The organism is Mycolicibacterium sp. XJ879, assembly GCF_053483935.1.
The window spans coordinates 38388-59513 of record NZ_JBEFTH010000014.1; the positions used below are offsets into that span (position 1 = coordinate 38388).

The following is a 21126-nucleotide window of genomic DNA, read 5'->3' on the forward strand; positions in this document are numbered from 1 at the left end:
ACCGGTTTTCATGCCTGAAGGCAGGCTGCGGCGCCGGCTCCGCAGATTCGACGACGCCCTGGCCGACCGGCCGGTGCACGCTCTCACCGACAGGGTGCAGATCCCGGCCGACCCGGTGAGCCCGGTGCGGCGTATCACCCGGCGGGTCATCTACGCCACCCTGGCGCTGTTCGCGGCGGTGTTGATCGTGTACGTGGACCGCGACGGCTACCGCGACGCCACGGGCGGGCAGCTGTCGTTCTTGGACTGCCTGTACTACGCGACGGTGTCGATGTCGACCACCGGATACGGCGACATCACCCCGGTCACGCCCGGCGCCCGGCTGGTCAACGTCCTGGTGATCACCCCGCTGCGGGTCGCGTTCCTGATCGTGCTGATCGGTACCACGGTCGAAACGCTGACCACGCAGTCGCGGCAGGTCTACCAAATACAGCGATGGAGGAACAAAGTGCGCAACCACATCGTGATCGTGGGCTACGGCACCAAAGGCAGGACCGCGGCGGCCGCGATGGTCGGCGATGAGGTGGCCCCCGCCGACATTGTCGTCGTCGACGAGAACGCGGTCGCGCTGGAACGCGCCAAGAGCGCCGGGTTGGTCACCGTGCGCGGCAACGCCACCGACTCCGAGGTGCTGCGGTTAGCCAGTGCGCAGCACGCCAAGGCGATCATCGTGGCGACCAACCGCGACGACACCGCCGTGCTGGTCACGCTCACCGCGCGTGAGCTGGCGCCGAAGGCCAAGATCATTGCCGCCGTGCGCGAAACCGACAACGAGCATCTGCTCAAGCAATCCGGTGCGGACTCCACGGTGGTGACCGCCGAAACGGCGGGACGGCTGCTCGGCGTCGCCGTGCAGACACCCAGCGTGGTCGAGATGATGGAGGACCTGCTGACCCCGGACCGCGGTTTTGCGATCGCCGAACGCGAGGTCAGCCCCAAGGAGGTCGGCGGGTCGCCGCGCCACCAGAGCGACATCGTGTTGGGCGTCGTGCGTAACAACAAGCTGGTGCGCGTCGACGAGCCGGAGGCCGATGCGCTCGAACTCGGTGACCGGCTGCTGTTCATCCGCAGCGCGGACACCGACCGATGACGTCGCGCGGGTTCCGGCTGCGCCACGTGCCGCTGTTGTCCCGGGTCGGTGCCGACCGGTCCGATGCGCTGCGCACCGACGTCGACGCCGCCATCGCCGGCTGGGCCGACGCGGCGCTGCTGCGTGTCGACCGCCGCAACCAGGTGCTGATGTCTGGCGGCAAAGTGCTGCTGGGCAACACCGCCAACCTGGGCGACAAGCCACCGGAGCACGCCGTCTTCCTCGGCAGGCTGGGCGACGACAGGCACGTGTGGGCGATCCGGGCCGCGCTGGAGCCTCCCGACGACCCCGACGTCGAAACCGAAGTGCTCGACCTGCGCAGGGGCGGGCAGATCTTCGACGACGTCAGCGCGCAGCTGCTGGCCACGGCCACCGCGCTGCTGAACTGGCACGACAGCGCCCAGTTCAGCACCGTGAACGGGGCCCCGACCAAACCGGCCAAGGCGGGCTGGTCACGGGTCGACCCGGTCAGCGGTTACGAGGAGTTTCCCCGCATCGACCCCGCGGTGATCTGTCTGGTGCACGACGGCCATGACCGCGCGGTGCTGGCCAGGCAGACGATGTGGCCGGAGCGGCTGTTCTCGCTGCTGGCCGGGTTCGTCGAGGCCGGTGAGTCGTTCGAGTCGTGTGTGGTGCGCGAGATCTCCGAGGAGATCGGCTTGACCGTGACCGACGTGGAGTACCTCGGCAGCCAGCCGTGGCCGTTCCCGCGGTCGTTGATGGTCGGCTTTCATGCCGTCGGAGATCCCGAGCAGGAGTTCTCGTTCAACGACGGCGAGATCGCCGAGGCGGCCTGGTTCACCCGCGCGGAGATTCGCGAGGCGCTGGACGCCGGGGACTGGAGCAGCGACTCGTCGTCGCGGCTGCTGCTGCCCGGCTCGATCTCGATCGCCAGGGAGATCATCGAATCCTGGGCCGCCGAGGGGTGACTGCCGTCGCCCAAAGGGACAAACGGGCGGGAAAGCGCGAGTAAACCTCGCCATTTCGTCAATCTCGGCGCGGGTGCGTGGGTGCGACGGACGCGGGCGGGGGTCTGCTAGCCCGCGAGCTTGGCCTTGATGTCCTTGGCGCTGGGGTTGGTCAACGTGGACCCGTCGGGGAACTTCAGCGTCGGAACGGTCTGGTTCCCGCCGTTCACCGACGCCACGAACTGCGCCGACCCGGGATCGTTTTCGATGTCGACCTCGGTGAACTCGATGCCCTCGGAATGCAGAATCTTCTTCAGCCGAAAGCAGTAGCCACACCACGACGTGGTGTACATGGTCACCCGAGGATTGTCTGCAGCGCTCATAACGCCTTTCAACGTAGCCGATCCGCCCAACATGCCCGCCGCCGTCCCGGATTTGTCACCGCACCCTGCCAAGATGGACCGCATGTCGGTAGAGGTCGATTCGTTGCGCGTTGTCGACGACCTCGACGAGGAGCAACGCGAGGCCGTGCTCGCCGCCCGCGGTCCGGTCTGCGTGCTCGCCGGCGCGGGCACCGGCAAGACCCGCACTATCACCCGGCGCATCGCCCACCTCGTCGCGGGCGGACACGTCGCGCCCGGGCAGGTACTGGCCGTGACGTTCACCCAGCGCGCCGCGGGGGAGATGCGCAGCCGGCTGCGCGCCCTGAGCGCGGACTGGGCCGGTGTCTCCGCCGAAGCCGTGCAGGCGATGACATTTCACGCCGCGGCGCGCCGCCAGCTGTCCTACTTCTGGCCGCGAGTGGTCGGCAACACGTCGTGGCAGCTGCTCGACACCAAATTCGCCGTCGTCGCCCAGGCCGCCAACCGCGCCGGGCTGCAGACCAGCACCGACGACGTTCGCGACCTCGCCGGTGAAATCGAGTGGGCCAAAGGCTCGTTGATCAGCCCAGAGGGTTATGGCGCGGCCGTGGCCGCAGCGGGTCGCGACATTCCGTTCGACGCGGAGAAGATCGCGACCGTCTACGCCGGCTACGAGACGCTCAAAGCACGCCGCGACGGGACCGCGCTGCTGGACTTTGATGACCTGCTGCTGCACACCTCGGCTGCGATCGAGAACGACGCCGCGGTGGCCCAGGAGTTCCGCGACCGGTACCGCTGTTTCGTCGTCGACGAGTACCAGGACGTCACACCCCTGCAGCAGCGGGTCCTCGACGCCTGGCTCGGCGAACGCGACGACCTCACCGTCGTCGGCGACGCCAACCAGACCATCTACTCCTTCACCGGCGCCACCCCGCGCTACCTACTCGACTTCTCGCGGCGCTTCCCCGACGCGGCCGTCGTCCGGCTGGAACGCGACTACCGCTCCACCCCGCAGGTCGTGTCGCTGGCCAACCGGGTCATTGCCGGCGCCCGCGGCCGGATGGCCGGAAGCAAGCTGCACCTCGTCGGCCAGCGCGCCCCCGGGCCGAAGCCGACGTTCGCCGAACACCCCGATGAGCTCGCCGAGGCCGTCGCGGTGGCCAAGAGCATCAAGCGGCTCATCGAGTCGGGCACCGAACCTGCCGAGATCGCGGTGCTGTACCGGATCAACGCGCAGTCCGAGGTGTATGAGGAAGCGCTGACCGAGGCGGCAATCCCGTTCCAGGTTCGCGGCGGCGAGGGCTTTTTCAGCCGTCAGGAGATCCGCCAGGCGTTGGTGGCGCTGCAGCGCGCAGGCGAACGCGGTGTCGCAGACCAAGGACAAGAACAAGCCCCGCTGCCCGACATCGTCCGCGCCGTGCTCGAACCGCTCGGGCTCACCGCCGAACCGCCGGCCGGCACCAAGGCGCGTGACCGCTGGGAGGCGCTGACAGCGCTGGCCGAACTCGTCGACGAAGAAGTCGCCCAGCGCCCCTCGCTGGATCTGCGCACCCTGCTCACCGAACTGCGCCAGCGCGCCGACGCGCGGCACCCGCCCGTCGTCCAGGGCGTGACGTTGGCGTCGCTGCACGCCGCCAAGGGCCTGGAATGGGACGCGGTGTTTCTGGTCGGGTTGGCCGACGGCACACTGCCCATCTCGCACGCGCTGGCCCACGGTCCCGACAGCGAACCGGTCGAAGAAGAACGACGTCTGCTCTATGTCGGAATCACCCGCGCCCGTGTGCATTTGGCGCTCAGTTGGGCGCTGTCACGCAGCCCCGGGGGCCGGCAGAGCCGCAAACCGTCACGTTTCCTCAACGGCATCGCGCCGCAGTCATCGGCCGACGCGACCCCGTCCCGTCCCCGCCGGTCTCGCGGCGCAACCCCGCGCTGCCGCGTCTGCAACAGCACGCTCACTACGCCGCCGGCAATCATGTTGCGCCGCTGCGAAACCTGCGCTTCCGATATCGACGACGAGTTGTTGGGGCAGCTCAAGGATTGGCGGTCACGGGTCTCCAAGGAGATGGACATGCCCGCCTATGTGGTGTTCACCGACAACACGTTGATCGCCATCGCCGAGACGCTGCCCGCCGACAACGCGGCGCTGGTCGCGATTCCCGGGATCGGCGCACGAAAGCTCGAGCAGTACGGCCCCGACGTTCTCGCATTGGTCAAGGGCCGGAGCCGGCCGGCCGGCGATATCGGGCACGGCCAACCGTCGTAAAAATCGCGCCAAAACCGCAGGTCAAAAATTTGATTGTGCGATTCCGCTGCTACCCTTAATCTCAAGATCGCACACCTGTTGTGTAATTCATCGTGCGAGAGGAGGGTGTCGAGATCATGGCGAGCATCAACGCATTCACCGGCGTAGGCCATGTCGCGGGCGTTGCCGGCATGTCGCGGACCCTCCAGGTCGCCGTCCCCACGGCGCATCCCGCCGCCGCGCACGTCGGCGCCGCGGGTGCCGCTGCCGCTATTACGCCGCCGCGTAAGCGCCGCGCCGCCGCCGCGACTGCATCCTCCGTGGATCGGGGTCCCCTCTAGGAGAACCCTTCGATTTCGCCGAAAAGGCCACGGAACCGCAGTCCCCGGATCCGTGGCCAGTTCTATTTTCGGGAATCGCTCGAAGGCCTGGTCACAGATCCATCAAGAGACAGATGCGAAACCCTCGACCAGGAAGCAGAGGACAGACATGTCGAGCCAGACATGCCGGAACAAGACGATGCTGGCGGTGCCGTGTCATATCGGCGACCCCGACCTGTGGTTCGCCGAGAACCCCGTCGACCTCGAACGCGCCAAGAAGCTGTGCGCGGATTGCCCGATCCGCCGCGAATGCCTAGCCGCCGCTCTAAAACGTCAAGAGCCGTGGGGTGTGTGGGGCGGCGAGATCTTCGAGCGCGGCACCGTCATCGCGCGCAAACGTCCGCGTGGCCGGCCCCGAAAGAACACCGAGAACAACCCGGCCGCAGCCTGAACCGCCAGTCTCGGCGGACCTAAGCGCTATTCGTCGGCGAAACCTGGAATCAGTTCGGTGGCAAGCCTTCTGGCCGGGATGCGGGCGTCCAGCTGACACGAGATCGCGACGTTGGATGCGATCACCCGCATCGGAATCGCCAGCGCGGCTGGGATGTCCATCTGTCGGGCGGTGCGGACCTGGGCCACCGACCGATCCATGTCGGCCATCGTCATCTTCTGTAACCACTTGCGGGTGTAGTGAAAGACCTCGACCTGAAGAGGTTCCACATAGGGCCGCAGCATCTCGTCGAGTTCTCGGGTCGACACCTGCTCACCCTTCTGGATGAACCCGATCTTCTCCATGACCGGCAGCAGGTTCTCGTAGTCCTTGGCGATGGCAAAGCGGGTGGCCATGCCGAGCTCGGGTGGGATACCGCCGGGCAGCGGGGCGACAGCGCCGAAGTCGATGACGCCCATCTTGCCCTCCGGCATCAACATGAAGTTGCCGGGATGCGCGTCGCCGTGCATGATCTCCAGCCGCCGAGGCGCGTCGTAGGTGAACTCGAAAAGCCTGGTGCCTATGGTGTCTCGTTGTTCCTGCGTGCCCTCCCTGATGATCACCGACATCGAGATGCCGTCGATCCACTCCTGGATCACCACCTTGGGCGTGCTGGCCAGGATGCGGGGCACGACGAAACGTGGATGTCCCGCATAGGCTTTCGCGAACGCACGCTGGTTGTCGGCTTCCAGCCGGTAGTCGAGTTCCATCTCCGTGCGTTCGATGAGTTCGTCGACGATGCCCTGCACGTCGGCGCCTGGCGCAAGTTGCTTGAGCACCTTGACCATCCGCTGCATACTCTTCAGGTCCGCGCGCAGCGCCTCGTCAGCGCCCGGATACTGGATCTTGACCGCGACCTCACGACCGTCGGCCCACACGGCCTTGTGTACCTGGCCGATGCTGGCCGACGCCACCGGGGTGTCGTCGAACGACGAGAACCGCTCGCGCCATTTGGTACCCAGCTGCATATCCAGCACGCGGTGCACCTTGGCGGCGGGCAGCGGCGGTGCCTCGCGCTGCAGCTTGGTCAGCGCTTCGCGGTAGGGCTTGCCGTACTGTTCGGGAACGCCGGCCTCCATCACCGACAGCATCTGACCGACCTTCATGGCGCCGCCCTTGAGCTCACCGAGAACGGTGAACAGCTGCTGGGCGGCCTTGTCCATCAGCTCGGCGTTGACCTCGTCCTTGGACCTGCCGGTCAACCTCTTGCCGAAGCCGAGCGCGGCCCGGCTCGCCATGCCGACGGGAAGGCTCGCCAGCTTCGCGTTGCGAGCCGCACGGCCCCGTTTGATGTCACTCACCAGACCATCATCCCTGACGGCGATGGGCGCACGGCAACAAGTTGGCATCAAGCGTTTTCAACATGAGCATCGCGGATGCCGTGACCAGCGGCGCGTGACCACCGAACCCACGTTCACGTCGAACTCCAGCGTCGTGTCCAGGGTCGGCAACGGCTCGTCTGTGCTGCGTTCCTCGCGGACCGCGCGGATGACGCGGTCGACCTGGTTGAGCGCCAGCGCCGCGGTCGCCAGGACGGTGGCCCGGTCCGCGGTGCCGACGGTGTCGCGCAGCTGGGCCGCGACGGCCGGCCAGGCGGCATCGCGGTCGCTGCGGTGCAGGTCAGCACATCCCAAACAGCTTGTCACGCCGGGGATCACCAGCGGTCCGACCAGGCCGGCGCCGTCGCGCACCCGCACCGGCAGGTGCGCGATCCCGGCGTCGTGCAGATCGCGCACCACCCGCGGGTCGACCACCAGGTAATCGGACAGCACCGCCAGATCGGTCGGTTCGGACGGCGCGCCGGCGGTGTTGCGGGTGCTGTGGGTGACCCGGGCGCCCGAGCAGCGCAGCGCGCTGGAAAGCAGGTCCGAAAGGGGTCCGCTGCCGTGGATACGCACCGACGCGGCGCGGGTGCGTCGGCGCGCCGTGCTGATCAGAACGCCGGCGTCGACCAACGACGTGAGCAGGTCGGCGATCTCGGTCGGTTCCACACCGTCAGCGAGCCGCTGGACCTCATCCAGAGTGGCGCCCGACTGCAGCCGCCGCAGCAGTTCGGCCAGCGCGGTGGGGCTCATTCCCGATGGTGGCCGCACCACGACCGCGCGGCGCGGATCCCAGCCCACCTGCACGACGCCGTCGGGTCGCAGCAAGACCGGCGTCGTCGGGTTGAGCGCGTAGGCCCGCATAGCGACGGACTTTGCCACAGCGGGCGTCAAAACCCCCGCGGGTTATCCACAGGCTCAGCTGGTGGGGTGGTCGCCGTCGTCCTCGGAGCGCTTTTCCAGATCGGCGATCGCTTCCGCGATGGCGCTGTCCATTCCGCTGGTGTCGCCGCCGATCATCCGGTCGATGAAACCTGCGGGTTCGTCGAGGTCCTCGGCGGTGGGCAGCAGGTCGGGGTGCTGCCACACGGCGTCGCGCGCGTCGGCGCCGACGGCCTCGGCCAGCCGCTGCCACAACGTCGCGGCCTCCCGCAGCTTGCGGGGACGCAATTCCAGCCCGACCAGGGTGGCAAAGGTCTGCTCGGCCGGACCGCCCGTGGCGCGCCGCCGGCGCAGCATCTCCGAGAGCGCAGATGTGCCGGGGAGCCGGTCGCGCAACGCGTCGGCGACGACGGTCTCCACCCAGCCCTCGATCAACGCCAGCAGCGTTTCCAGCCGGCTCAGGGCTGCCGTCTGCTCCGGCGTCGCCTTCGGCTCGAAGATGCCCTGGTTCAGCAGCTGCTCGAGCTGCGCGGGGTCGGCCAGCGATGCCGGGTTGAAGCCCTGCGCGAGCTCCTCGATCCCGGTCATGTCGATCTTCATGCCCTTGGCGAACGCTTCGACGGTGTTGAGCAGCTGGCTGGATAACCACGGCACATGGCTGAACAGGCGGTGGTGCGCGGCTTCCCGCGCGGCCAGAAACGTCATGACCTCGCTGCGCGACTGTTCGAGGCCCTCGGTCAGCGACTCGACCGCATCCGGCATCAGCGCCGCGACGCCCTTGGGGCCGAGCGGAAGCCCGATGTCGGTGGAGGTCAACACTTCTCGGGAGAGCTTGCCCAGCGCCTGGCCCAGCTGGGAACCGAACGCCATGCCGCCCATCTGCGCCATCATCGACAGCAGCGGACCGGCCATGCTCCTGGCTTCTTCGGGTAACGCCGAGGCCCACACCGTGGAGATCTGTTCGGCAACCGGGTCGCACAGCCGTTTCCACGTCTCCAGCGTGTTGTCGAGCCAGTCGCTGGGTGTCCACGCCACCGCCTTGGTGGCGCCTGCGGGCAGCGCGGTCGCGCCGTCGAGCCAGGTGTCGGCGAGGTGCACGGAGTCGCGCACGGCTGCGCTGGTCGATTCGGGGATCGGTGCGACGAACCCGATCTGGTTGGTGGCCAGCTGACGGGCCAGGTCGTAGTTCACCGGACCGGACGTCTTGCCGCCGGCCATCGCGCCGCCTGCACCGCTGAACATCTCGCCGAGCCGGCTGAAGATCTGGCCGAGCTGTGACATGTCGAACTCGGATCCGCCGAACCCGAACGGATCGCCCGAACCGGCGTCCGGGTCGTTCTTGCGCTTGTCGCGCTCCGGGTCGTCGCCGGCCGAGTCACCGGCAGAGAAGCCAAAAGGCGGGTCAGCCATGCCCTCAACCGTACTCACCAGCGTCGCGCTCTGTCGTTGGGCAGGTCACGCGCTCAGCGAACACCCCGCGACGACGGTCGCGGTCCGGGGTGCTCATGGGGCAACCTTTAGATTGGGCGACGTGAACAGGCGGATTCTGACGTTGCTGGTCGCCCTCGTCCCGATCCTGGTGTTCGGGGTGCTGGTGTCGCTGGTGGTCGTGCCCTTCGTGTCGCTGGGGCCGGGGCCGACGTTCAACACGCTCGGCGAGGTCGACGGGGAGCCGGTCGTGCAGATCGAAGGCGCCGACGTGTACCCGACCTCGGGACAGCTGAACATGACCACCGTCTCCCAACGCGACGGGCTGAGCCTCGGTCAGGCGCTGGTGCTGTGGCTGTCGGGGCGCGAACAACTTCTGCCCCGCGAACTGGTCTATCCCCCCGGCAAAACGCGCGAGGAGATCAACGAAGCCAACACCACCGACTTTCGCCGCTCCGAGCGCAGTGCCGAATACGCCGCGCTGCTCTACATGGATTACCCGATGGCCGTCACGGTGGAGAACGTCAACGATCCCGGCCCGTCGGCAGGCAAGCTTGAAGACGGCGACGCGATCGACGGGGTCAACGGTGAGCCGGTGGCCAACCTCGAGGAGTTCCAGGCGCTGATCAAAGAGACCAGACCCGGTGACACCGTCGTGCTGGACTACCGGCGCAAGGACGGCCCACCCGGCGAGGCCACCATCACGATGGGTGAGCACCCCGAAGGCGAGCAGGGCTACCTGGGCATCGGCGTGCTCGACGCGCCGTGGGCGCCGTTTTCCATCGACTTCAACCTGGCCAACATCGGCGGACCGTCGGCCGGGCTGATCTTCAGCCTCGCCGTCGTCGACAAGCTCACCCCGGGAGATCTCAGCGACGGCCAATTCGTCGCCGGGACGGGCACGATCACCGGCGACGGCCACGTCGGGGCGATCGGCGGCATCACGCACAAAATGCTGGCCGCCCGGGAATCGGGTGCGACGGTGTTTCTGGTGCCCGCCGAGAACTGCGCGGAGGCCAAATCGGCACCCCAGGAGGGCCTGGAACTGGTCAAGGTGGACACCCTCACGACGGCAGTGGATGCCTTGGAGGCACTTTCCGCTGATGGCGAACGTCCCCACTGCTGAATCGTGCGCTCGCAGCGCATGCGTACAGTTGTTCTGACGTCGGGTGGCGACGTGTGAGATCGGCAAGACTGGAGTTTGACGAGTGGGTATGCGGCCCGCGGCAAGGATGCCCGCGCTGACACGACGTAGCCGGATTCTCATCGCGATCGGCGTGGTGGTGGTGCTGCTATTGCTGATCGGGCCACGGTTGATCGACACCTATATCGATTGGCTCTGGTTCGGTGAACTGGGCTACCGCTCGGTGTTCACCACGGTGCTGTTCACCCAGTTCATCTTGTTCCTGGTGGTGACGCTGCTGATCGGGGCGATCGTGTTCGCCGGGCTGGCGCTGGCGTATCGCACCCGGCCGGTGTTCGTTCCGACCGACGGCCCCAACGACCCGGTGGCCCGGTACCGCACCGCGGTGATGACCCGGCTGAAGCTCGTCGGCATCGGCGTGCCCGCGCTCATCGGCGTGTTCGCCGGGCTCTTCGCGCTGGGGCAGTGGGAGACTGTGCAGCTGTTCCTGCACGGCGGTGACTTCGGTGTCACCGATCCGCAGTTCGGCAAGGATCTGGGCTTCTACGCGTTCGACCTGCCGTTCTACCGGCTCGTGCTGAACTATCTGTTCGTCGCGGCGTTCCTGGCGTTCATCGCCAACCTGTTGGGCCACTACCTGTTCGGCGGTATCCGGCTATCCGGTCGCACCGGCGCGCTCAGCCGCTCGGCCCGCATCCAGCTCATCTCGCTGGTGGGCATCCTGATGCTGCTGAAGGCCCTGGCGTACTGGATCGACCGCTACGAGCTGTTGAGCCACACCCGCGCCGGTAAACCGTTCACCGGAGCCGGGTACACCGACATCAACGCGGTGCTGCCGGCCAAGTTGATCCTGATGGCGATCGCGGTGATCTGTGCCGCGGCGGTGTTCTCCGCGATCGTGCTGCGCGACTTGCGCATTCCGGCCATCGGTGTGGTGCTGTTGCTGCTGTCCTCGCTGATCGTCGGGGCCGGCTGGCCACTGATCGTCGAGCAGTTCAGCGTCAAACCCAATGCGGCGCAGAAGGAAAGCGAATACATCGGCCGAAGTATCGCCGCCACCAGACAGGCGTACGGTCTGACCGACGAGGTGGTCACCTACCGCAGCTACAGCGGCGACGCGCCGGCGACGGCTCAGCAGGTGGCCGCCGACCGGGCCACCACATCCAACATCCGGCTGTTGGACCCGACCATCGTCAGCCCGGCCTTCACCCAGTTCCAGCAGGGTAAGAACTTCTACTTCTTCCCCGATCAGTTGGCGATGGACCGCTACACCGGGCCCGACGGCAACCTGCGGGACTATGTGGTCGCCGCCCGGGAGCTCAACCCCGACCGGCTGATCGACAACCAGCGCGACTGGATCAACCGCCACTCGGTGTACACCCACGGCAACGGCTTCATCGCCTCACCTGCCAACACCGTGCGCGGCATCGCCAACGACCCCAACCAGAACGGCGGCTATCCGGAGTTCCTCGTCAACGCGGTCGGCCCGGACGGCATCATCAACCAGGGCCCTGCGCCGCTGGAGCAGCCGCGTATCTACTACGGCCCGGTGATCGCCAACACCCCGGCCGATTACGCGATCGTCGGGGAGAACGGCCCGCCAAGGGAGTACGACTTCGAGACCAGCACCGAGACGCGCAATTACACCTACACCGGCAGCGGCGGCGTTCCGGTGGGGAACTGGCTGGCCCGGTCGCTGTTCGCCGCCAAGTTCGCTGAACGGAACTTCTTGTTCTCCAACGTGATCGGTGAGAACAGCAAGATTCTGTTCAACCGCGACCCCGCCGACCGGGTGGAGGCGGTCGCCCCGTGGTTGACCACCGACACCACCGTGTACCCGGCGATCGTCAACGAACGCATGGTGTGGATCGTGGACGGCTACACCACCCTGGACAACTATCCGTATTCGGAGTCCACGGTGTTGTCCAGCGCCACCGCGGATTCCAACGAGGTGGCCTTCAACCGGTTGCCACCCGACAAGCAGGTGTCCTACATCCGCAACTCGGTCAAGGCGACCGTCGATGCCTACGACGGCACCGTCACGTTGTACGCCCAAAACGAGCAGGACCCGGTGCTGCAGGCGTGGATGAAGGTCTTCCCGGACACGGTGAAGCCCAAGAGCGAGATTTCCGACGAGCTGCGCCAGCACCTGCGGTACCCCGAAGATCTTTTCAAGGTGCAGCGCGCGTTGCTGGCCAAGTACCACGTCGACGACCCGGTGACGTTCTTCTCGACGTCGGACTTCTGGGACGTCCCGCTGGACCCGAACCCGACCGCCAGCAGCTTCCAGCCGCCGTACTACATCGTGGCCAGAGACCTTGCGGCCAATGACAGTTCGGCGTCGTTCCAGCTCACGACCGCGATGAACCGGTTCCGCCGCGACTTCCTCGCCGCCTATATCAGCGCGAGCTCTGACCCCGAGACCTACGGCAAGCTGACGGTGCTCACCGTTCCGGGTCAGGTCAACGGTCCGAAGCTGGCGTTCAACGCGATCAGCACCGACACAGCGGTCAGCCAGGACCTCGGCGTCATCGGACGCGACAACCAGAACCGCATCCGGTGGGGCAACCTGCTCACGCTGCCGCTGGTTCAGGGCGGGTTGCTCTACGTGGCGCCGGTGTACGCCTCGCCGGGCAGCAGCGATGCGGCGTCGACGTATCCCCGCCTCATCCGGGTCGCGATGATGTACAACGACAAGGTCGGATACGGCCCCACGGTGCGCGACGCGCTCACCGAACTGTTCGGACCGGGCGCCGACGCCACCGCGACGGGGCCTGCGCCGATGCCCGGTAGTAGTGCGCCCCCGGCAGCGACGCCCACCGACGGTGAGCCGCAGGCCGCGCAGCCTCCGGCCAACGCCAACCAACAGGGCCGGGCGCCGGAAGCCCCAGCGCCCACCTCGCCGCCGGCGGCGGCGTCGCCGGGCGTGCCCACCCAACTGTCGTCGGCCAAAGCTGCTGCGCTGCAAGAGGTCAACGAGGCGTTGGATGCGCTGCGTCAAGCGCAGTCAGGCGGTGACTTCGGTGACTTCGGTGAGGCGCTGCAGCGCCTCGACGACGCGGTGAACAAATACCAGAGCACCAGCTAGCAACCCTTTCGGGGCGAGCGTGCGCGTTTGCGCCGGACGCGCCGCTTGGATTCAGCCGTGAGCGGATTCACCCGCTGCGGTGACCGCACGATTTGGAAGTGCACCCGCGCCTTGGGTAGCCTTGCGGTTACCCGACGCGGGGTGGAGCAGCTCGGTAGCTCGCTGGGCTCATAACCCAGAGGTCGCAGGTTCGAATCCTGTCCCCGCTACCAGCGGAAATGACCCCAGAGGTGTGACCTCTGGGGTCATTTTCATGCCGTTTGTGAACGGATTTGTGAACATCGGCGTTTGCTGATGCTTCTAAGCGCTCTCGAATCTTCCTGGTAGCGGCCGACACGGGCTGAGTTTGGGCAACCGATCGGGGTTGCTACATCGGCGGAGAAAGTCCTCGGAAGCTGTCAATGGCGACGAATGATCCTGTGATCGCTGGGTCGCCTGCCCTGCTGGCCGGCGACGCTTATCGGACCAGTTTCTGGGGTCTGGGGAAGCCCAGTTTGGTGTAGCCGGGTGCGCGTTTTCGTAGTGATGAGGCGATTACTGGGGTGAGTTCGTCGTGATAGTCGTGCACGGTCGCGGTGGTCTTGGTGGGGCGGGGTCGGATGATGCGCCCGACGTATTGGACGAGTCGGTTCTTGAAGGTGATTGGGGCGCGAGGAAAGCGTGTCCAGTGCAGGGCAGTCGAATCCCTCGCCGATGAACGAACTGGTGCCGACGATTAGCAAGGGCTCGGTATCGGCGGCGTGGTTGGCGAGTTGTTCGGACACCTCGCGGCGTTGGCGTGCCTTCAGTTGGCCGCTCGGCACGACGACTGACTTTCCAGCATCGCGGAGTCGATCGGCAATCTCGTTGAGGTGTCGACCCACGTGGTGAGAACGAGGATGTTTGGCACCGTCAGTGTGAGCGGCAAGGACGTCGGCAACGATCTGTGTGAGCCGAGCTTCATCGGCGATCAGTGCTCGGTAGATCTCGGCCATTCCGCCCGGGCGCTCGGATCGGCCTTCCCGGTGTAGCGGAACTCGGTGGGATGAACGTGTAGGACGGGGTGCGGTGCGAGCAGGTCGTTATCTGCTGAGGGAGCTGGCCGGCGGCAGGGGCTTCGAGGGTCACGTGATGTGATCCGAGTTGGGTAGCCGCCCCTGCAACGGTGAGGTTACGGCGCGAAGGGAGCTGTCTACCGTGTCGAATTCCAGGCACCGTCTTGCCAGAAATAGTTAAGGCACGAATGCCCCGGAGCTAGGTGGCAATAGTATCACGATTTCGTTATACTTTTGCCATGCCAACAAAGCCGCTCGCGCGAGACGAGCTCTGGGAGGTTGCGACCACGCAGCTCGGGTTCGTAACTGCTCAGCAGGCTGCAGATCTGGGTGTGGGCAAGGGTGCGCTGCAGATGCTTGTGCAGCGGGGCACGCTGATACGTGTTGCGCATGGGGTTTACCGTTTCCCGCAGTACCCGGTCGGTCAGTACGACCCCTACATGCTTGCCGTGCTGTGGACGCGAGCACCGGAGGCGTGTCTGAGCCATGAGACCGCGCTGGACGCCTATGGCATCAGCGACGTCAACCCGAACCGTATCCACGTCACCGTCGCCAAGCACCGGCGGCTGCGCCGTGCGGGTGGCGAGGACTACGTGATCCACCAGGAGGACCTCACGCCAGCGCAAATCGGCTGGTGGCAGGAGATTCCCACCGTCACGGCGGCGACAGCGGTTGCCCAGTGCATCGCCTACGGCACACCCACCTACCTGCTGCGGCAGGCACTCGAGCGGGGGCACGTCCAGGGCTATCTGAGGACCGCCGAGCGTGACGAGTTGGCCAGGGCATTGGAAGCTCGCGATGGGCGATGACCGTATCGGCTCCCGGCTGGCCGATCTGCTGCACACGCTGAAGCCGAAGACGAAGCAGCCTGCGTCGATGACCGTCCTGAACAACTGGATTGCCCAGGCCGAAGGCAAACTCGGCGCGGAGGCCAAGGGAGGCAGGCTTGGCTGGCTCGTGGCTTCGTCGGTCGCCGTCGCGTGTGTTCAACGCGCAATCGACGTCGACGGCAGGCAGCTGTTCCTCCTCAAGGGCGGCACCCTGCTGCAGCATCGCTTGCCCGCGACCGCCCGAACCACCAAGGATGTCGACGGGCTCGTCCGCGGTGACCTGGACGCGTTTCTTCTGGCCTTGGAGGACGCGCTGGCCGAGCCATGGGGACCTCTCATGTTGCGCCGGGGAGAGGTCGAGGTCATCAACGTTCCCACCAGGATCATCAAGCCACGCCGGTTCGACATCATCATTGAGTTCCGAGGTGTCACCTGGAGGCGCATCCAGTTCGAGGTCTCACCCGACGAGTCAGGAATCGGCGAGGACTTCGAGTCCATCGAGCCGCCGCCACTGAGCGGGTTTGGCCTGCCGGACCCCGACACCCTCGTGGGGATCGCCATGCGCTTCCAGATCGCGCAGAAGATTCACGCGGTTTCCGATCCTCATAAACCGCCGGACTCCATCAACGATCGTGCCCGCGACGTTGTAGACCTACTCCTGTTGCGTGACCTCGCGGCCGCGACCGGAAGCCCGACGTTGGCCGAGATCCGTGCAGCCGGTGCGGCCGTCTTTCAGGCCCGAGCTGACGAGGCCTTGCAACTCGGTTTGCCAGCAAGGACGTGGCCGCCGACCGTGACCGGACACGACCACTGGGGCCACGACTACAAGCGGGCTGCCGCCTCAGCCAGCATCGAGCTGTCGCTCGACGCGGCTATCGCTGAGATCAACGACTGGCTTGCCGAGGTCGACAAGGTATGACGCCGTCCTCATGTCAGATCGCGCCGAGAGTCGCTGCGTGTGAACGCCAGTTGTGAAAGGCGTGCTTGCGGTAGCCGAACTCGGCACCGCAGACTGCTCAGGTGTTGCGCGACGAAGCAGGCTGCGATGGCGTTGGTCGTTGAGCCGCTCGATGACATCGGGGTCATCCGCCTCTCCCGATGGATCTTCAACTGCTATCTGATCAGTGCTGACGGCTGCTACGTGGTGGTCGATGCCGGGATGCCCGGCAGCGCCGACGACATTGCGGGCGTGCTGTCGGTGCACCGGGGCACCGTCGCCGCTGTCGCGGCCACCCACGGTCACAGCGACCACGTCGCCGGGGCGCCGCGACTGGCCGCCGAGCACGGAGTGGCGCTGCACCTTCCCGAGGTCACTCTCGGCTATCTGGACGGTAGCCGCCAGCCCCGCACTCCGGCGCTGAGCAAGGTCGTGCAGATCTGGCCCACGCTGATAAGCCAGCCGCTCGACTTGACCGGGTTGCGCGGCTTCGCCGACGGCCCGCGCATCGCGGGCTACGGCGGAGCCAAGGGAATGGTCGGTGATGCTCTGGGCGGCGCCCAGCCGCTGGTCGACGGTCAACCGCTGCCCGGCGTGACGGGCTGGGAAGTGCTGCACGTGCCTGGCCACACCGACGACTCGACCGCGTTCTGGCATGCCGACAGCCGGACGCTGATCTCCGGCGACGCGGTCCTCAGTGCGCGCGGGCAGGCGTGGTTCACGCCCGAAACCGTCGACGCCGCCGCCGCGGCGCGCAGTGAGCAGCGCATGCGGGCACTGCCCGTCGAACACCTCCTGCCCGGCCATGGTCTTCCGGTGCACCGCGCCGACGTGTGGGCCGGCGCGCGCTGAGGCTGAATCCGGCGTTTCGCTGTACGGGCGACTGTTCGGCGAAATTGCTGAAACCGACCAATCCAGCCGCTTCCGAGCGTCCGGATGCAGGGAACTCATCGACACGTGCGTTCTTCGCGCATCCACTAGCGGGCTGCGAAGTGACAATAGTTGGATGGACCCGATTTAGCCGGTTCCACTCGTTGCAGCGCCCCACCGCGAAGTCGCTGTCGGATGCGGTTCGCAAGCTGCCCGCACCGACCGTAATGTGCATGGCCGCGACAGCAGCAGTCGGGTCAACGACGGGCACGACCTGGCGCCGGATACGGCTGGCGGCCATATTCTCGACTCCACAAGCCGCATGCGCGGCCCCGGATCAACGCGCGAATGCCTAATACCGGCAACAGGACACATCGGTCGACCCGGCGATCCATACTGCGCGGATCCGATAGTGCGGGCGCCCGCCCGAGCCACCATGAGCGCCCCCTTGGTCGCCGGCTCGCTCGGCGCCGGCCACCGATTCCGCGCGGGCACCGAAGCGCGCGCAGCTGCGCGTAGCGGGATAATTGACGCTGACGACCTGCTTTGCCGCTGAGGTTCCTGAGAATCTTGGGACTGGGCGTACTAGCCAGGACGAATGCATTACGATCGCGTCGGGCTTGACCGGATTTGGAGGCGAACAGAAATGGATCACCTTCCAGGACCGACTCGCGCTCCCGGAGGCGCCGCGCATTTGCGGTGACCGCCACACGGCTCACCCGCGCGACACCGTGTCCGAGGTAGCGCCGTCTGGTGTGTCGCAGCAAGTGCGCAGTCAGACGATCGACCGAGCGACCGCATGGCACCAGGACTGAGAACAGAAGGGGTCTGACATTTTCAGGATTCTGAGGCGGCTGTGGATCCCGCTCGTCATCGCGATCGTCGCGGTCGCCGGCGGATTCACCGTTTCCAGGTTGCACGGCGTGTTCGGCAACGACCATCGCCCCACCTATGCCAGCACCGAAACTGAGGAGCGCCAGCCCCATAACCCCAAGCACCTCACCTACGAGGTGTTCGGCCCGCCAGGAACGGTCGCGGACATCAGCTATTTCGATGACAACGCCGACCCGCAACGGATCGAGGGAGCGCCGCTGCCGTGGTCGGTGGAGTTCCCGATCTCGGAGGCGACGGCGATCGGAAGCCTCTCCGCGCAAGGAACTGGTGACACCATCGGCTGTCGCATCACCGTCGGCGACGAGGTCGAAGCCGAACGGGTCCGCCACGGGGTGAACGCGTTCACCTTCTGCGTGCTGAAGGCCGCATGACCCAGTCGAGCGAACCCACGACGCAGCCGTTGTCGACGGCCAAACGTCCGCCCCTCGTCGCCCGGATCGTCTATCGCTTCTCGGTGCCGATCATCCTGGGCTGGTTGGCGATCGCCTTCCTGTTGACCACCGCCGTGCCGTCGCTGGAGTTGGTCGAAAAAGAGCAGGCGGTGGAGATGAACCCCATCGCCGCGCCGTCGTTCCAGGCGATGCAGCGAATGGGTGAGGTGTTCGGAGAAGCCAATTCGGGCGCTGTGGCGATGATCGTCCTGGAGGGCGAAGAACCCCTCGGCGACGACACCCATGCGTACTACGAAGACCTGATTGAGCGGCTGCGTGAAGACACCACACACGTCCAACACGTTCAAGACTTCTGGGGTGATCCGATCACCGAGGCGGCGGCCCAAAGCGCCGACGGTAAGGCCGTCTATGTGCAGGTGAACCTCACCGCCAATCGGGAGGGAACCTCGGCCAACGAATCCGTGCGAGCCGTTCGCGACATCGTGGAGCGGGCGCCACCGCCACCGGGAGTCCAGGCCCACGTCACCGGCCCCGCGGCTTTCGCCGCGGACCTGGGGCCGGCGGGCAACCGCACGGTGATGCTGGTGACGTCGCTGAGCTTCACGGTGATTTTCGTGATGCTGCTGTTGGTGTACCGCTCGGTGATCACCGTCGTCATCTTGCTGCTGATCGTCGTGATCCAGCTGCTGGTCGCCAGGGGATCGGTCGCGCTGCTGGGCGATCTGGAGCTCATCGGCATCACTACGTTCGTGGTCAACCTGCTGGTTCCGCTGGCGATCGCGGCCGGAACCGACTACGGCATCTTCTTCATCGGCCGATATCAGGAAGCGCGCCAAGCCGGCGAGGACCGCGAAACGGCGTTCTACACCACCTACGGGAGCGTCGCCAAGGTCGTTTTGGCCTCCGGTTTGACGATCGCCGGTGCGGTGCTGTGCCTGCGCTTCACCAGGCTGCCCGTCTACCAGACGCTGGGTGTGCCCACCGCTGTGGGCATCGTCATGGCGGTCGTGACAGCGGTGACGCTGATCCCTGCCGTCATCGCCGCAGGCAGCCGTATCAAGCTGTTCGAGCCCAAGCGAAAGATCACCGCCCGTCGCTGGCGGCGGGTGGGCACCGCGGTCGTGCGGTGGCCGGCGCCCATCCTGGCCGCGTCGCTGGCGGTCTCGTTCATCGGGCTGTTGGCATTGCCGGGGTACCAGGCCAGCTACAACGACCAGGAATATCTGCCGAAAGACATCCCCGCCAGCGTGGGCTATGCAGCCGCTGAGCGACACTTTCCCCAATCGTTGATGATGGCCCCCGATATTCTGCTCGTCGAGGCCGACCACGACATGCGCAATCCGGCCGACTTTTTGGTCCTGAACAAACTCGCCAAGGCCGTTCAAGGGGTGGAAGGCGTTTCCCGGGTGCAAGCCATCACCCGCCCCGGCGGAGAGCCGCTCAACAACACCACCATTCCGTTCATGCTGTCCATGAGCAGCGCCAGCCAGTCGCAGCTCATCCCGTTCCAGAGAGCCCGAATGGACGATCTGCTCGTCCAGGCCGACGACATGCTCGAGACGATCGCCACCATGCAGCGCATGCAGGCGTTGACGCTGGAAATGGTGAGCACGACCCATGACATGGTCGCCAAAACGCATGAACTAGAAGAAATCACGAACGAATTGCGCGATAACGTCGCGAACTTCGACGACTTCTTCAGGCCGATTCGAAATTACCTGTACTGGGAACCGCACTGCTACAACATTCCGCTGTGCTTCGCCGTCAGGTCCGTTTTCGACACGCTTGACGGCGTCGACCAGATCACGGTCAAGCTACGCGGACTTGTCGAAAACCTAGACCGACTCGACGCAATCCTGCCGCAAATGGCTGAGCAATTCCCGGTGATGATCGAGACCATGCGGGAAACGCGGCAAATGATGCTGACGATGCACAGCACCATGTCCGGAATTCTCGCTCAGATGGAGGAGACGAACGACAACGCGACCGCCATGGGTAAGGCGTTCAACGCAGCCAAGAACGACGACTCCTTCTATCTGCCGCCGGAGATCTTCGATAACGAAGACTTCAAACGGGTCATGGACGTCTTCCTGTCACCGGACGGGAAAGCGGCGCGCATGCTCATCTCGCAACGGGGCGACCCGGCCACGACCGAGGGGATGTCCCGCGTCGACCCGATCATGACCGCGGCGGAGGAGGCCCTCAAGGGAACTCCGCTACAAAGCGCCGACATCTATCTGACCGGCACCGCCGCCTCGGTCAAAGACATCGTCGAGGGCTCCACCTACGATCTGTTGATCGCGGCGACGGCGGCGCTGTGTCTGATCTTCTGCATCATGCTGATCATCACGCGAAGTTTCGTCGCGGCGCTGGTAATCGTTGGCACGGTGGCGCTTTCGCTGGGCGCGGCGTTCGGGCTCTCGGTGCTGATCTGGCAGCACATCCTCGGCATCCCACTGAACTGGGTGGTGCTCGCGATGTCGGTGATCATCCTGCTGGCGGTGGGTTCTGACTACAACCTGCTGTTGGTGTCGCGGATGAAAGAGGAGATCGGCGCGGGGTTGAACACCGGCATCATCCGGGCGATGGGCGGCAGCGGCAAGGTGGTGACGGCCGCGGGCCTGGTGTTCGCCTTCACGATGCTGTCGATGGTGGTCAGCGATCTGCAGACCATTGGGCAGCTGGGCTCCACGATCGGAGTCGGTTTGTTGTTCGACACGTTGGTGGTGCGCGCGTTCATGACACCGTCGATCGCCGCGCTGCTGGGCCGGTGGTTCTGGTGGCCGCTACGGGTGCACCCGCGGCCCATCGCCGCCGCCCGGCACGCGAGAGGTCCACGCCCGCTGGTGCGTTCCCTGCTCCAGAGGGATGAGCGGTAGCGCTATGAACGCGG

Annotated in this window: 16 protein-coding genes and 1 tRNA gene; 13 read left to right on the forward strand and 4 right to left on the reverse strand. The window is 66.1% G+C overall.

The window, feature by feature from the left end; translation table 11 throughout:
* Positions 1-10: 10 nt before the first annotated feature.
* Entirely contained in the window at positions 11-1090 is a 1080-nt protein-coding gene (locus ABQF13_RS22720) for a potassium channel family protein (RefSeq protein WP_448395054.1), read from the forward strand.
* Positions 1087-2019, forward strand: a complete 933-nt coding sequence (gene nudC / locus ABQF13_RS22725) for an NAD(+) diphosphatase (protein ID WP_448395055.1) — start codon at positions 1087-1089, stop codon at positions 2017-2019. Before ABQF13_RS22720 ends, nudC begins: the two co-directional genes overlap by 4 nt.
* Positions 2020-2126: 107 nt before the next feature.
* On the opposite strand, the gene ABQF13_RS22730 is transcribed toward nudC, so the two are convergent.
* On the reverse strand, positions 2127-2381 hold the full coding sequence (locus tag ABQF13_RS22730; protein WP_448395056.1) for a mycoredoxin: 255 nt from the start codon (positions 2379-2381) through the stop codon (positions 2127-2129).
* An 82-nt stretch (positions 2382-2463) separates the two neighbouring features.
* Between ABQF13_RS22730 and ABQF13_RS22735 the strand changes: the two genes are divergently transcribed.
* Positions 2464-4623 (forward strand): ATP-dependent DNA helicase UvrD2, encoded by a 2160-nt coding sequence (locus tag ABQF13_RS22735; protein ID WP_448395057.1) that lies wholly within the window; start codon positions 2464-2466, stop codon positions 4621-4623.
* A 468-nt stretch (positions 4624-5091) separates the two neighbouring features.
* Complete coding sequence (locus ABQF13_RS22740; RefSeq protein WP_448395058.1) at positions 5092-5373, forward strand: WhiB family transcriptional regulator; 282 nt, start codon at positions 5092-5094, stop codon at positions 5371-5373.
* Between the two features lie 26 nt (positions 5374-5399).
* On the opposite strand, the gene ABQF13_RS22745 is transcribed toward ABQF13_RS22740, so the two are convergent.
* The 3 genes from ABQF13_RS22745 to ABQF13_RS22755 are packed head-to-tail and all read right to left on the reverse strand — an operon-like array spanning position 5400 to position 9026.
* The gene (locus ABQF13_RS22745) at positions 5400-6761 is read right to left on the reverse strand and encodes a macrolide-binding ATPase MABP-1 (protein ID WP_448395059.1); all 1362 of its coding nucleotides are present in this window, start codon (positions 6759-6761) and stop codon (positions 5400-5402) included.
* Positions 6762-6770: 9 nt separating this feature from the next.
* Positions 6771-7598: a cyclodehydratase gene (locus tag ABQF13_RS22750; RefSeq protein WP_448395060.1), complete on the reverse strand. Its 828-nt coding sequence runs from the start codon at positions 7596-7598 to the stop codon at positions 6771-6773.
* Between the two features lie 54 nt (positions 7599-7652).
* Complete coding sequence (locus ABQF13_RS22755; RefSeq protein ID WP_448395061.1) at positions 7653-9026, reverse strand: zinc-dependent metalloprotease; 1374 nt, start codon at positions 9024-9026, stop codon at positions 7653-7655.
* Positions 9027-9147: 121 nt separating this feature from the next.
* On the opposite strand from ABQF13_RS22755, the gene ABQF13_RS22760 reads away from it, so the two are divergent.
* The 9 genes from ABQF13_RS22760 to ABQF13_RS22800 all read left to right on the forward strand — a co-directional run bounded on the left by ABQF13_RS22760 (position 9148) and on the right by ABQF13_RS22800 (position 21112).
* Positions 9148-10170: a YlbL family protein gene (locus ABQF13_RS22760; RefSeq protein ID WP_448395062.1), complete on the forward strand. Its 1023-nt coding sequence runs from the start codon at positions 9148-9150 to the stop codon at positions 10168-10170.
* Positions 10171-10252: 82 nt separating this feature from the next.
* Positions 10253-13276, forward strand: a complete 3024-nt coding sequence (locus ABQF13_RS22765) for a UPF0182 family protein (protein WP_448395063.1) — start codon at positions 10253-10255, stop codon at positions 13274-13276.
* Positions 13277-13411: 135 nt separating this feature from the next.
* Positions 13412-13488 (forward strand) — tRNA-Met (locus ABQF13_RS22770).
* 666 nt (positions 13489-14154) lie between these two features.
* The gene (locus tag ABQF13_RS22775) at positions 14155-14286 is read left to right on the forward strand and encodes a hypothetical protein (protein ID WP_448395064.1); all 132 of its coding nucleotides are present in this window, start codon (positions 14155-14157) and stop codon (positions 14284-14286) included.
* Between the two features lie 263 nt (positions 14287-14549).
* On the forward strand, positions 14550-15119 hold the full coding sequence (locus ABQF13_RS22780) for a type IV toxin-antitoxin system AbiEi family antitoxin domain-containing protein (protein ID WP_448395065.1): 570 nt from the start codon (positions 14550-14552) through the stop codon (positions 15117-15119).
* Positions 15109-16059, forward strand: coding sequence for a nucleotidyl transferase AbiEii/AbiGii toxin family protein (locus ABQF13_RS22785; protein WP_448395066.1), 951 nt, complete (start codon positions 15109-15111; stop codon positions 16057-16059). The genes ABQF13_RS22780 and ABQF13_RS22785 overlap by 11 nt, the downstream gene beginning before the upstream one ends.
* A 126-nt stretch (positions 16060-16185) precedes the next feature.
* Positions 16186-16929, forward strand: coding sequence for an MBL fold metallo-hydrolase (locus tag ABQF13_RS22790; RefSeq protein ID WP_448395067.1), 744 nt, complete (start codon positions 16186-16188; stop codon positions 16927-16929).
* An 860-nt stretch (positions 16930-17789) separates the two neighbouring features.
* Positions 17790-18212: an MmpS family transport accessory protein gene (locus ABQF13_RS22795; protein WP_448395093.1), complete on the forward strand. Its 423-nt coding sequence runs from the start codon at positions 17790-17792 to the stop codon at positions 18210-18212.
* Entirely contained in the window at positions 18209-21112 is a 2904-nt protein-coding gene (locus ABQF13_RS22800; protein WP_448395068.1) for an MMPL/RND family transporter, read from the forward strand. The genes ABQF13_RS22795 and ABQF13_RS22800 overlap by 4 nt, the downstream gene beginning before the upstream one ends.
* Positions 21113-21126 lie beyond the last annotated feature (14 nt).

What these genes read in the sequence shown, in the direction of transcription:
- ABQF13_RS22720 (WP_448395054.1), top strand. Translation starts at nt 11, where the DNA reads ATGCCTGAAGGCAGGCTGCGGCGCCGGCTCCGCAGATTCGACGACGCC.
- nudC (WP_448395055.1), top strand. Translation starts at nt 1,087, where the DNA reads ATGACGTCGCGCGGGTTCCGGCTGCGCCACGTGCCGCTGTTGTCCCGG.
- ABQF13_RS22730 (WP_448395056.1), bottom strand. Translation starts at nt 2,381, where the DNA reads ATGAGCGCTGCAGACAATCCTCGGGTGACCATGTACACCACGTCGTGG.
- ABQF13_RS22735 (WP_448395057.1), top strand. Translation starts at nt 2,464, where the DNA reads ATGTCGGTAGAGGTCGATTCGTTGCGCGTTGTCGACGACCTCGACGAG.
- ABQF13_RS22740 (WP_448395058.1), top strand. Translation starts at nt 5,092, where the DNA reads ATGTCGAGCCAGACATGCCGGAACAAGACGATGCTGGCGGTGCCGTGT.
- ABQF13_RS22745 (WP_448395059.1), bottom strand. Translation starts at nt 6,761, where the DNA reads ATGCCAACTTGTTGCCGTGCGCCCATCGCCGTCAGGGATGATGGTCTG.
- ABQF13_RS22750 (WP_448395060.1), bottom strand. Translation starts at nt 7,598, where the DNA reads ATGCGGGCCTACGCGCTCAACCCGACGACGCCGGTCTTGCTGCGACCC.
- ABQF13_RS22755 (WP_448395061.1), bottom strand. Translation starts at nt 9,026, where the DNA reads ATGGCTGACCCGCCTTTTGGCTTCTCTGCCGGTGACTCGGCCGGCGAC.
- ABQF13_RS22775 (WP_448395064.1), top strand. Translation starts at nt 14,155, where the DNA reads ATGTTTGGCACCGTCAGTGTGAGCGGCAAGGACGTCGGCAACGATCTG.
- ABQF13_RS22780 (WP_448395065.1), top strand. Translation starts at nt 14,550, where the DNA reads ATGCCAACAAAGCCGCTCGCGCGAGACGAGCTCTGGGAGGTTGCGACC.
- ABQF13_RS22785 (WP_448395066.1), top strand. Translation starts at nt 15,109, where the DNA reads ATGGGCGATGACCGTATCGGCTCCCGGCTGGCCGATCTGCTGCACACG.
- ABQF13_RS22790 (WP_448395067.1), top strand. Translation starts at nt 16,186, where the DNA reads ATGGCGTTGGTCGTTGAGCCGCTCGATGACATCGGGGTCATCCGCCTC.
- ABQF13_RS22800 (WP_448395068.1), top strand. Translation starts at nt 18,209, where the DNA reads ATGACCCAGTCGAGCGAACCCACGACGCAGCCGTTGTCGACGGCCAAA.